The organism is Mesorhizobium sp. M4B.F.Ca.ET.203.01.1.1 (assembly GCF_004791025.1).
GTDB classification, from domain to species: domain Bacteria; phylum Pseudomonadota; class Alphaproteobacteria; order Rhizobiales; family Rhizobiaceae; genus Mesorhizobium; species Mesorhizobium abyssinicae.
Map to the genome: position 1 here is coordinate 21,136 of NZ_SRUO01000010.1, position 10,609 is coordinate 31,744.

The 10,609-nt window shown below is 66.5% G+C and carries 10 protein-coding genes; 6 read left to right on the top strand and 4 right to left on the bottom strand.

The annotated features are described in order from the left end of the window. Window positions 1-18 precede the first annotated feature (18 nt). Both aztB and aztA read right to left on the bottom strand, forming a co-directional pair. Window positions 19-894 (bottom strand): zinc ABC transporter permease AztB, encoded by an 876-nt coding sequence (gene aztB / locus EN846_RS20950; RefSeq protein WP_127311492.1) that lies wholly within the window; start codon window positions 892-894, stop codon window positions 19-21. Next, on the bottom strand, window positions 894-1,721 hold the full coding sequence (aztA, locus tag EN846_RS20955) for a zinc ABC transporter ATP-binding protein AztA (protein ID WP_127393202.1): 828 nt from the start codon (window positions 1,719-1,721) through the stop codon (window positions 894-896). Before aztA ends, aztB begins: the two co-directional genes overlap by 1 nt. Window positions 1,722-1,954: 233 nt before the next feature. Here aztA and EN846_RS20960 point away from each other — a divergent pair, with 233 nt between their 5' ends. Continuing rightward, a complete protein-coding gene (locus EN846_RS20960; RefSeq protein ID WP_127393201.1) occupies window positions 1,955-2,299 on the top strand; it encodes a RidA family protein in 345 nt (114 codons plus the stop codon). Window positions 2,300-2,420: 121 nt separating this feature from the next. Here EN846_RS20960 and hutC read toward each other — a convergent pair whose 3' ends face one another. Next, on the bottom strand, window positions 2,421-3,167 hold the full coding sequence (gene hutC, locus EN846_RS20965; RefSeq protein WP_127393200.1) for a histidine utilization repressor: 747 nt from the start codon (window positions 3,165-3,167) through the stop codon (window positions 2,421-2,423). A gap of 24 nt (window positions 3,168-3,191) precedes the next feature. Next, window positions 3,192-4,547 carry a formimidoylglutamate deiminase gene (locus EN846_RS20970; protein ID WP_127393199.1) on the bottom strand — a complete coding sequence of 452 codons (1,356 nt, stop codon included), beginning with the start codon at window positions 4,545-4,547 and terminating at the stop codon, window positions 3,192-3,194. A 96-nt stretch (window positions 4,548-4,643) separates the two neighbouring features. Between EN846_RS20970 and hutI the strand changes: the two genes are divergently transcribed. Genes hutI through EN846_RS20995 form a run of 5 tightly spaced genes read left to right on the top strand, consistent with a single transcriptional unit; the run spans window position 4,644 to window position 10,524 of the window. Further along, window positions 4,644-5,879, top strand: coding sequence for an imidazolonepropionase (gene hutI / locus EN846_RS20975; RefSeq protein WP_128346572.1), 1,236 nt, complete (start codon window positions 4,644-4,646; stop codon window positions 5,877-5,879). Next, the gene (gene hutH / locus EN846_RS20980; RefSeq protein ID WP_127392336.1) at window positions 5,876-7,417 is read left to right on the top strand and encodes a histidine ammonia-lyase; all 1,542 of its coding nucleotides are present in this window, start codon (window positions 5,876-5,878) and stop codon (window positions 7,415-7,417) included. Before hutI ends, hutH begins: the two co-directional genes overlap by 4 nt. Next, window positions 7,417-8,235: an N-formylglutamate deformylase gene (gene hutG, locus EN846_RS20985; protein WP_127312090.1), complete on the top strand. Its 819-nt coding sequence runs from the start codon at window positions 7,417-7,419 to the stop codon at window positions 8,233-8,235. Before hutH ends, hutG begins: the two co-directional genes overlap by 1 nt. Before the next feature lie 28 nt (window positions 8,236-8,263). Continuing rightward, complete coding sequence (gene hutU, locus EN846_RS20990; protein WP_127312089.1) at window positions 8,264-9,934, top strand: urocanate hydratase; 1,671 nt, start codon at window positions 8,264-8,266, stop codon at window positions 9,932-9,934. A gap of 2 nt (window positions 9,935-9,936) precedes the next feature. After that, window positions 9,937-10,524: a HutD family protein gene (locus tag EN846_RS20995; RefSeq protein ID WP_127392335.1), complete on the top strand. Its 588-nt coding sequence runs from the start codon at window positions 9,937-9,939 to the stop codon at window positions 10,522-10,524. The last annotated feature ends 85 nt before the right edge of the window (window positions 10,525-10,609 follow it).

Sequence of the window (10,609 nt, forward strand, 5' to 3'; positions counted from 1 at the left end):
GGTCTCCTTGCTTGGGGATCAGGCGGTGCGGTGGCGGTGGTGGACGATGCGGGCGCGCAACGCGCCGCGCGAGCCGAACACGATCGAGAAGAAGTAGACGACACCGGCCGACAGGATGATGGCCGGGCCGGACGGCAGCGAGGCGTGGTAGGACAAGAGCAGCCCGGCGATGCAGGAGGCAAAGCCGATCAGCACCGCCAGCACGCACATCGGCTCGACCCGCACCGTCCAGAAGCGGGCAGCGGCGGCCGGCAGCATCATCAGCCCGACCGACAAAAGCGTGCCCAGCGCCTGGAACCCGCCAACGAGGTTGAGCACGACGAGGCCGAGGAAGATGAAATGCACCGGGCTGCCCATGCGGCTCACCGAGCGCAGGAACAGCGGGTCGAGGCATTCTGCGACCAGCGCCCGCCAGAAGATGGTAAGGCTGACTAAAGTTACCAGCACGATGCCGCCGATCAGCGTCAGCGCCTCGTTGTTGAGCGCAAGCACGGTGCCGAACAGCACATGCATGAGATCGACGCTGGAGCCCCGAATTGACACCATCAGCACACCGACGGCGAGCGAGATCAGATAGAAGGCCGCCATCGAGGCGTCCTCGCGCTGGATGGTGAAGCGCGAGACCGCGCCCGCGCCGAGCGCGACGATGATGCCGGCGATCAGCCCGCCAATGGTCATCGGCAGGATTTCCAGGCCGTAGAGCAGGAAGCCGGCGGCGGCACCTGGCAGGATGGCATGCGCCATGGCGTCGCCCGACAGGCTCATGCGCCGTAGCATCAGGAAGACGCCGACCGGACAGGCGCCGAGCGACAGCAGCAGCGAGCCGAACAGCGCCCGCTGCATGAAGGCGAAATCGGCGAAAGGCGCGATGAACAGGTTGTAGAGGAAATCCATCAGGCGGCCCTCGGTCCGGAGCCGTGCTGGTGGTCGTGATCATGCGCATGGCCGTGGGCATGGTCGTGATGATCGTGCCCATGATGGTCATGGTCGTCCGGCTCGCACCAGGGCGCGTTCTCTTCCCAGGCCTCGTGGAAGCGCCGTGCCTTGAGAAGGTTTTCCGGCCGCAGTGTCTCTTTTGTCTCGCCCCAGGCAACAGGCTGGCGGGCAAGCAGCAAGGTCTCGGGGAAATTCTGTCGCACGAGATCGAGATCGTGGACGACGACCATGATCGTGCGCTCCTCGCCATGCCAGCGCTTGATGAGCTGGATCAGGTCGCCGACGGTCTTGGCGTCGACGGCGTTGAACGGCTCGTCGAGCAGGATGAGGTCGGCATCCTGCAACAGCACGCGAGCAAACAGCGTGCGCTGCAACTGGCCGCCCGACAGCGTGTCGATCGGGCGCTTCTCGAAGCCGCCGAGGCCGACCGCCATCAGCGCCTGGCTGACGGATTCGCGGTCCTCCTTAGTGTAGCGGCCGAGCAGGCCGCGCTTTGGCCACAGGCCGAGCGAAACCAGGTCGACCACCCGGGCCGGGAAGGAGCGGTCGAGCTCCGACTGCTGCGGCAGATAGGCGGTGCGCACGCCGGACGCGCGGGTGACCGCGCCTTCCATCGGCTTCAGCACGCCGACAATGCCCTTCATCAGCGTCGACTTGCCCGAGCCGTTGGCGCCGACCACGGCCGTCAGCGATCCCTTGCGGATCGTGCCGTTGAGATGGTGGATCGCCGGGTGGCTGCCATAGCCGAGCGTCAGGTCGCGGAAGGTCAGGCAGGCATTGGTCATCGGCGGTCCGTAAGGGCGGCGGCCCGTCGTGCGGGCGGCTCAAGTCGATATGTGATGTTATTACATTAGTCAACAAGATGGCCCGACGCAATTTGGTCACGGCCGGTCAACTCGCCGTGTACGCAGCGGGCAGGGGTCACACAATTGGCTCAATTGGTTTCGTCCCTGCCGGCCTTGCCCGAAACCGGCGCGGACTCTAAAGAGGCGCGACCGACAATAGGAAGGAACGCCCCATGAGCATTCGTCGCATCGATGTTGGCCCGCGCATGAGCCAGATCGTCATCCACGGCAACATCGTCTACCTGGCAGGCCAGGTCGGCGAGCCCGGCGGCAATGTCGCCTCGCAGACCCGCGACATCCTGAAGACCATCGACGAATTGCTGGCCAAGGCCGGAACCGACAAGACCAAGATCCTGCAGACCATCATCTGGCTGGCCGACATGAGCACCTTCGCCGAGATGAACGCGGAATGGGACAAGTGGGTGCCGCAGGGCCACACGCCCGCCCGCGCCACCGGCGAGGCCAAGCTGGCCGGCCCGGAATATCTGGTCGAGATTATTATTACGGCGGCGATCTAGCGCCTGCCTTCTACCTCCCCCTTGTGGGGAGGTCGGACCGAAGGTCCGGGTGGGGGCTGCGCCGACCCCCGACCCGCTGCTGCGCAGCGACCCTCCCCGCATGGGGGAGGGTAGAGAGGCACTACCCCTGCGACGGCGTGAACCTTGCCACCAGCGTGTGGCTCTCAGCCGGATAGATAAAGCGCACATGCGTCACCGGGTGCTCCGCGCTCCAGGTGCGGCGCTCGACCACCAGGCAGGGCGCGCCGGTTTCGATGTCGAGCGCGTCGGCGACATGGTCGGCCGCGGCCGTGGCGCGGATGCGGTGCTCGGCTTGGCTCCACGGCACGCGGCCGATCAGCCAGGGGCCGGGCGCTATGCCCAGGAATTCCTCCTCGCCGGCTTCCGCGACGGCGGCGAGATTGATCAGCCGCTGCTCGTGCGCGAAGGGCCGCTGGCCGGCGAAATGCAGGCATTCCAGCGAAAGCACCAAGCCTGGGGCGGAAAGCCCGAGCAGCGCCCGGTCGTCGGCGCTGCTGCGCCGCTTCAGCCGCGCCAGCCTTTCGTAGCGGTAGGGCAGGCCGAGCGCCTCGACCTCGATCCGGATGTCGTGCAGTTCCAGCACCGCCGCCTGCGACTGCGGCTGGCGGACAAAACTGCCGGACCGGCGACGGCGTTCGATCAGCCCGGCCTTCGCCAGCTGCGACAGCGCCTTGTTCACCGTCATGCGCGAGCAATTGTACTCGGTCGTCAGCTCGTGCTCGAACGGGATCCTGTGACCGGGCGCCCAGGCGCCGGACAGGATCTTCTCGCTGATGTCGGACAGGATGCGCTGGTGCAGCGAGACAGCCTCGCCTCCTTCCGCCTCCATTGTCTCGATCATGCTCATGTCGCGGTTCGGCTGTTGAACGAGCTAGGCTGCCGACAGCGCGGTCATGACGGCACGGAACCGCTCGGCGATCGCCTCGCGCCCGATATGCCTGCCGCCGCTGACTTGCTTCTTGCCGTGCACCCAGACGCAATCGACGCTGGTGCCGTTGGCGAAGATCCAGGCATCGAGGATGGCGTCGCCCGTCTTGCCGGCGAGCGAAGGATGGTTTTGGTCGAGCGAGACAAAATCGGCCGAGGCACCGACAGCGATCCGCGCCGGGCCGGTGCCAAGCGCTGTGCTGCCGCCATCGAGCGTGGCATCGAACAAGGCGCGGCCGGTCGAGCCGCCCGCCACTGCCAGCACGTTGCGGGCGCGGTGCGCCAGGCGCTGCGAATATTCAAGTTGCCTGAGCTCGTCCGGCAGACCGATGAGCACATTGGAGTCTGAGCCGACGCCGAAGCGTCCGCCATGTTCGACGAACAGCGGCGCGGCGAAGGTGCCGTCGCCGAGATTGGCCTCGGTGATCGGACAGAGGCCGGCGATGGCGCCGCTCTCGCCCATGCGGACCGTCTCTGTCTCGGTCATGTGCGTGGCGTGAATCAGGCACCAGCGCCGGTCCACCTCGGCATGGCCAAGCAGGAATTCGACCGGCCGCGCACCCGACCAGGCGATGCAGTCTTCCACTTCCTTTGTTTGCTCTGCGATATGAATGTGGATCGGGCCGTCCGGCGCCATTGCGGTCACCGCATTGAGTTCGTCCAGCGTCGCGGCGCGCAGGCTGTGTGGGGCGACGCCGACAACGGCCTGATCGAGCGAGCGAACGCTCTCGCGGCTTTTCTCAAGCAAGCGTCCGAACCGCTCGACATCGTTGATGAATCGCCGCTGGCCCTCATTGGGCGCCGCGCCGCCGAAAGAGGAATGAGCATAGAACACGGGCAACAGCGTCAGCGCGATGCCGGTTGCGCCGGCCGCTGCGGCAATCCGCTCCGCCATCTCGGCGATGTTGCCATAGGGTTTTCCGTCGCGATCGTGGTGGAGATAGTGAAACTCGCCGACTCGCGAAAAGCCGGCCTCCAGCATCTCTATATAGAGCTGCGCCGCCACCGCCTCGACTTGGTCCGGCGTCATCGACAGCGCGAACCGGTACATCACCTCGCGCCAGCTCCAGAAACTGTCGGCCGAGGGGCCGCGCAGTTCGGCGAGCCCCGCCATGCCGCGCTGGAAGGCGTGGCTGTGCAGATTGGGCATGCCGGGGACAAGGACGGCATGGCGCTCGTCGCCGGGCAGCAATGAGGCGCCCGGTTCGACCGCCGCGACGCGGCCGCCCGCCAGCCTGATCCTGACATTGTTGTTCCAGCCGTCCGGCAGAAGTGCCTGTTCCGCGAAGATCGCCGTCACGATTTTCTCCGAATCCCGCTTTCCGATGACAATAGGACTTGCAGTGCGTCTCAATATGTATATACATAATTGCCATCTAATCAAACGGAAAAGATGATGGCGGCAGAAATCAAAAGCCGGGCAGGGGGCCTTCACCTTTGGCGCAATGCGCGCCTGGCGACCATGGCCGAAGGCGCGCCGGGATTGGGCATCGTCGAGAACGGCGCGATCGTCGCGCGCGACGGCCTGATCGCCTATGCCGGATCCGAAGCCGCCATGCCTGCGGCGCTCGTCCAGGGCGCTGACATCACCGACTGCGAGGGTCGCTGGATCACGCCCGGCCTGATCGACTGCCACACCCATCTCGTCTACGCCGGCAACCGCGCCAACGAGTTCGAGATGCGGCTGTCCGGCGCCACCTATGAAGAGGTCGCCAGGGCCGGCGGCGGCATCGTCTCCTCGGTGAAGTCTCTTCGCGCGGCGAGCGAGGACGAACTGGTCGCCCAGACGCTGCCGCGCCTCGATGCGCTGCTGGCTGAAGGCGTGACCACCATCGAGGTGAAGTCGGGCTATGGCCTTGATGTCGACAATGAGAAGAAGTCGCTGCGCGCCGCGCGCCGCCTGGGCGATCAGCGCAGCGTGACGGTCCGGACCACATGCCTGGCCGCCCATGCGCTGCCGCCGGAGGCCAGGGGCGACAAGGACGCCTTCATCGATCTCGTCGCTACGGACATACTGCCGGCGGTCGCGGCGGAAAATCTTGCCGATGCGATCGACGGTTTCTGCGAGGGGATCGCCTTCTCGCCGGAGCAGATGGCGCGCGTCTTCGACAAGGCCAGAGCGCTTGGCCTGCCGGTAAAACTCCATGCCGACCAGTTGTCAAACCTGCATGGCGCGGCGCTTGCCGCGCGCTATGGCGCGCTGTCGGCCGACCACCTCGAATACACAGACGACGAGGGCGCGGCGGCGATGGCCGGCGCCGGAACCGTGGCGACGATCCTGCCCGGCGCCTATTACTTCATCCGCGAGACCAAGAAGCCGCCGGTCGAGCTGTTCCGCCGGCATGGCGTGAAGATGGCGGTCGCCACGGACAGCAATCCAGGTACCTCGCCGCTTACCTCTCTGCTGCTCACCATGAACATGGCCGCGACGCTGTTCGGCCTGACTGTCGAGGAATGCCTGTCCGGCGTCACCCGCGAGGCGGCGCGCGCGCTTGGCCTGCAGGAAAAGACCGGCACGCTCGAGGCGGGAAAGTCCGCCGACCTCGCCATCTGGAACATCGAGCGCCCGGCCGAACTCGTTTACCGCATGGGCTTCAACCCGCTGCATGCCCGCATCTGGAGAGGACAATGACCGAACTCGTTCTGAAGCCCGGCAACGCAACGCTGGCCGACTGGCGCGCCATCTATCGCGGCGCGGTGCCGAAGCTGGACGCCGCCTGCAAGCCCAGGATCAAGGCCAGCGCCGAGGCGGTTGAGCGGATCGTCGCCAAGGGCGAGCCGGTCTATGGCATCAACACCGGCTTCGGCAAGCTGGCCAGCGTGCGCATCCCCGCCGCCGATCTCGAAACGCTGCAGCGCAACATCGTGCTGTCGCATGCCGCCGGCGTCGGCGAGCCGATGCCGGTTGCCGTCACCAGGCTGATGATGGCGCTGAAGCTCGCAAGCCTCGCGCAGGGCGCCTCCGGCGTGCGGCCGCAGACCATCGCGCTGCTGGAAGCGATGCTTGCCAACGACGTCATTCCGGTGGTGCCGGCGCAAGGTTCGGTCGGAGCCTCCGGCGATCTCGCGCCGCTGTCGCACATGACGGCGGTCATGATCGGCGTCGGCGAATGCTTCACCCCGCATGGTCGCTTCCCGGCCAAGGTCGCCTTCGTTTCGCACGGACTGGAACCGGTGACGTTGGGCGCCAAGGAAGGCCTGGCGCTGCTCAACGGCACGCAGTTCTCGACGGCTTTCGCGCTCGCCGGCCTGTTCGAGGCCGAGACGCTCTATCAGTCGGCGCTGGTCGCCGGCGCGCTGTCGACGGACGCCGCCAAGGGCTCGGACGCGCCCTTCGACCCGCGCATCCATCTGCTCAGGAAGCATCGCGGCCAGATCGAGACGGCGGGCGCGCTGCGCGATTTGATGGCGGGCAGCGCCATCCGTGAATCGCACCGCGTCGGCGACGAGCGCGTGCAGGACCCGTATTGCCTGCGCTGCCAGCCGCAGGTGATGGGCGCCGCGCTCGATGTGCTGCGCAAGGCGGCCGACACGCTTGAGACCGAGGCCAATGGTGTCACCGACAACCCGCTGATCTTCGCCGAGGACGACACCGCGCTCTCCGGCGGCAATTTCCACGCCGAGCCGGTGGCCTTTGCCGCCGACATGATCGCGCTTGCCGTCTGCGAGATCGGCTCGCTGTCGGAGCGCCGCATCGCCATGCTGGTCGATCCGGCGCTGTCCGGCATGCCGGCCTTCCTGACGCCCAAGCCCGGACTGAATTCCGGCTTCATGATCCCGCAGGTGACGGCGGCGGCGCTGGTTTCCGAAAACAAGCAGAAGGCCTATCCGGCAAGCGTCGATTCGATCCCGACCTCGGCCAACCAGGAAGACCACGTCTCGATGGCCGCGCACGGCGCCCGCCGGCTGCTCGGCATGATCGAGAATGCGACCGCGGTCATCGGCATCGAACTCCTGGCGGCCGCTCAAGGCTGCGATTTCCATGCGCCGCTGGCGTCTAGCGAAGCGCTTGAAGCGGTGCGCAAGCTGGTCCGGGCCGAAGTGCCGCATCTCGACAATGACCGCCATTTCCATCCCGACATGGAAAAGGCCATCGCCATGGTGCGCAGCGGCGCCGCGGTGAGTGCGGCGAGCGCCGTGGCGTTGCCGGCGATCGCGGGAGCGGCGTGATGGCCACGCCCTCCTGGCTCAGCGTAACCCGAGGCACCGCACCCTTGCTGGTCTCGATCCCGCACACCGGCATCGACCTTGCCGGTCTCGACAGCCGGCTGGTCTCGCCCTGGCTCGGCCGCCGCGACTGCGACTGGTGGATCGACAAGCTCTACGATTTTGCGGCCGACCTCGGCGCGACGGTGGTGCACACCGCGATCTCACGCACAGTCATCGACGTCAATCGCGACCCGTCCGGCGTCTCGCTCTATCCCGGCCAGGCGACGACTGGCCTTTGCCCGACCGAGACCTTCGACGGCGATCCCCTCTACCATATGGGCGAGGAGCCGACGCCTTCGGAAATCGACGAGCGCCGCGAGACCTACTTCAAGCCTTACCATGCCGCCCTGCAGGCCGAGATCGACCGGCTGCACGGCATGCACGGAAGAATCGTCCTCTACGACTGCCACTCGATCCGCTCGGTGCTGCCGCGCCTGTTCGGGGGCACGCTGCCGGTGTTCAACCTTGGCACCAATGACGGCAAAAGCACCGATCCCGCGCTGCAGGCCAAGGTTGCCGAGATCATGGCTGGTACCGGTCAGACCTGGGTAGTCAACGGCCGCTTCAAGGGCGGCTGGATCACGCGCAATTTCGGCCACCCGCAAAACGGCGTCCATGCGCTGCAGATGGAGCTTTCCAACCGCGGCTACATGCATGAGCCCGAAGGCAGAGGCGCGCCGGACAACTGGCCGGTGCCCTACGACCCCGAATACGCGGCGCCGATCCGCGGCACGCTGAAGACCATTCTCGAAACCGCCATTGACTGGGCCGGGCGCTGACGCGCCGCCTTACTCGAAAGGGACAATGATGACCAATCCTCGTCACAATATCCGCGAAATCCGCAGCCCGCGCGGCGCCGAGCTCAATGCCCGCAGCTGGCTGACCGAGGCGCCGCTGCGCATGCTGATGAACAATCTCGATCCCGACGTCGCTGAAAACCCCAACGAGCTGGTCGTCTATGGCGGCATCGGCCGTGCCGCGCGCACCTGGAACGATTTCGACCGCATCGCCGCCTCGCTGAAGACGCTCGGCGACGACGAGACGCTGCTGGTGCAGTCCGGCAAGCCGGTCGGCGTGTTCCGCACGCATGCCGATGCGCCGCGCGTGCTGATCGCCAACTCCAACATCGTGCCGCACTGGGCGAACTGGGAGAAGTTCAACGAGCTCGATAAGAAGGGCCTGATGATGTACGGCCAGATGACGGCCGGCTCCTGGATCTATATCGGCACGCAAGGCATCGTCCAGGGCACCTACGAGACCTTCGTTGAGGCCGGCCGCCAGCACTATGGCGGCAACCTCAAGGGCAAGTGGATCCTGACAGCCGGCCTCGGCGGCATGGGCGGCGCCCAGCCGCTGGCCGCCGTCATGGCCGGCGCCTGCTGCCTCGCCATCGAATGCAACCCGGACTCGATCGATTTCCGTTTGCGCACCCGCTATGTCGACGAGAAGGCCGAGACGCTGGACGAGGCGCTGGAGAAGATCGAGCGCTGGACGAAGGCCGGCGAGGCGAAGTCGGTCGGCCTGCTCGGCAATGCGGCGGAGATCGTGCCGGAAATGTACAGGCGCGGCATCCGCCCCGACATGGTCACAGACCAGACCTCGGCGCACGATCCGGTGAACGGTTATCTGCCGAAGGGCTGGACAATGGCCGAGTGGCGCGAGAAGCGCGTCTCGGATCCGAAGGCGGTCGAGAAGGCGGCGCGCGCGTCGATGCGCGAGCATGTCGAGGCGATGGTCGCGTTCTGGAACGCCGGCGTGCCGACGCTGGACTACGGCAACAACATCCGCCAGGTTGCCAAGGAAGAGGGCTTCGAGAACGCCTTTGCCTTCCCCGGCTTCGTGCCGGCCTATATCCGCCCGCTGTTCTGCCGCGGCATCGGCCCGTTCCGCTGGGCGGCGCTGTCGGGCGATCCGGAGGATATCTACAAGACCGACGCCAAGGTGCGCGAACTGACCCCCGGCAACACCCATCTGCACAACTGGCTGGACATGGCGCGCGAGCGCATTGCCTTCCAGGGCCTGCCGGCGCGCATCTGCTGGGTCGGCCTTGGCGATCGCCATCGACTGGGTCTCGCCTTCAACGAGATGGTGGCCAAGGGCGAGCTCAAGGCGCCGGTCGTCATCGGCCGCGATCACCTCGATTCCGGCTCGGTCGCGTCGCCCAACCGCGAGACCGAGGCGATGAAGGACGGCTCCGACGCCGTTTCCGACTGGCCGCTGCTCAACGCGCTGCTCAACACCGCCTCGGGCGCCACCTGGGTGTCGCTGCACCATGGCGGCGGCGTCGGCATGGGCTTTTCGCAGCATTCCGGCATGGTCATCGTCGCCGACGGCACGCCGGCCGCCGCCAAGCGCCTGGAGCGGGTTTTGTGGAACGATCCGGCGACCGGCGTCATGCGCCATGCCGATGCCGGCTACGACATCGCCATCGAGTGCGCCAAAGAGCACCAGCTCAACCTGCCGGGCATACTGGGCTGAGCATGCGCATCCTTCGTGCCGCCGGCTACCGCGTCATGCCGTGGAAGAACGGCGGCGGCACAACGACCGAAATCACTGTTTCGCCCGACGGCGCCGGCCTTGACGATTTCGACTGGCGCGTCTCCATGGCGCGCGTCGAGACGGGCGGGCCGTTCTCGAGCTTTGCCGGCATCGACCGCACGCTTTGCGTGCTGGAAGGGCAGGGGATCGTGCTCGATATTGCCGGCGAGCCACCGGCTGAACTGACCGGGCCCTCCGCCCCGTTTTCCTTTGCAGCCGATGTGCCGACCGCAGCCGCGCTGATCTCCGGCCCGATCACCGACCTCAATGTCATGACCCGGCGCGGCCGCATGACGCACACCGTCGAGCGCCTGACGCCCGCGACGCCTCTGGAAATCGAGGCCAGGGCGGACACGACCCTTGTGCTGCCCCTCGATGGCGAGATCGTGCTCGCCGGCACTACGCCCGAGAGTCTCGGCCCGCTCGATGCGCTGGTGCTGGATCGGGGTACCCCGAGACAGCGCCTGGAGCCGGCCGCCAGCACGATCCTGTTCGTGATCCGCATCGATCGGGCTGGCAGTAACCATTAACGCCTGTTGCCAAACATGATCGCGACGCCGGCGAAAATTGGCGTAAGCTCTTGCCCGCATCACGAAAAAGCCGGATTCCTTGCCT

Excerpts from the sequence above, each read along its gene's own strand:
- EN846_RS20995 (WP_127392335.1), top strand. The coding sequence starts at position 9,937 with ATGCGCATCCTTCGTGCCGCCGGCTACCGCGTCATGCCGTGGAAGAAC.
- hutI (WP_128346572.1), top strand. The coding sequence starts at position 4,644 with ATGGCGGCAGAAATCAAAAGCCGGGCAGGGGGCCTTCACCTTTGGCGC.
- hutG (WP_127312090.1), top strand. The coding sequence starts at position 7,417 with ATGGCCACGCCCTCCTGGCTCAGCGTAACCCGAGGCACCGCACCCTTG.
- hutH (WP_127392336.1), top strand. The coding sequence starts at position 5,876 with ATGACCGAACTCGTTCTGAAGCCCGGCAACGCAACGCTGGCCGACTGG.
- EN846_RS20960 (WP_127393201.1), top strand. The coding sequence starts at position 1,955 with ATGAGCATTCGTCGCATCGATGTTGGCCCGCGCATGAGCCAGATCGTC.
- aztA (WP_127393202.1), bottom strand. The coding sequence starts at position 1,721 with ATGACCAATGCCTGCCTGACCTTCCGCGACCTGACGCTCGGCTATGGC.
- hutC (WP_127393200.1), bottom strand. The coding sequence starts at position 3,167 with ATGAGCATGATCGAGACAATGGAGGCGGAAGGAGGCGAGGCTGTCTCG.
- hutU (WP_127312089.1), top strand. The coding sequence starts at position 8,264 with ATGACCAATCCTCGTCACAATATCCGCGAAATCCGCAGCCCGCGCGGC.
- aztB (WP_127311492.1), bottom strand. The coding sequence starts at position 894 with ATGGATTTCCTCTACAACCTGTTCATCGCGCCTTTCGCCGATTTCGCC.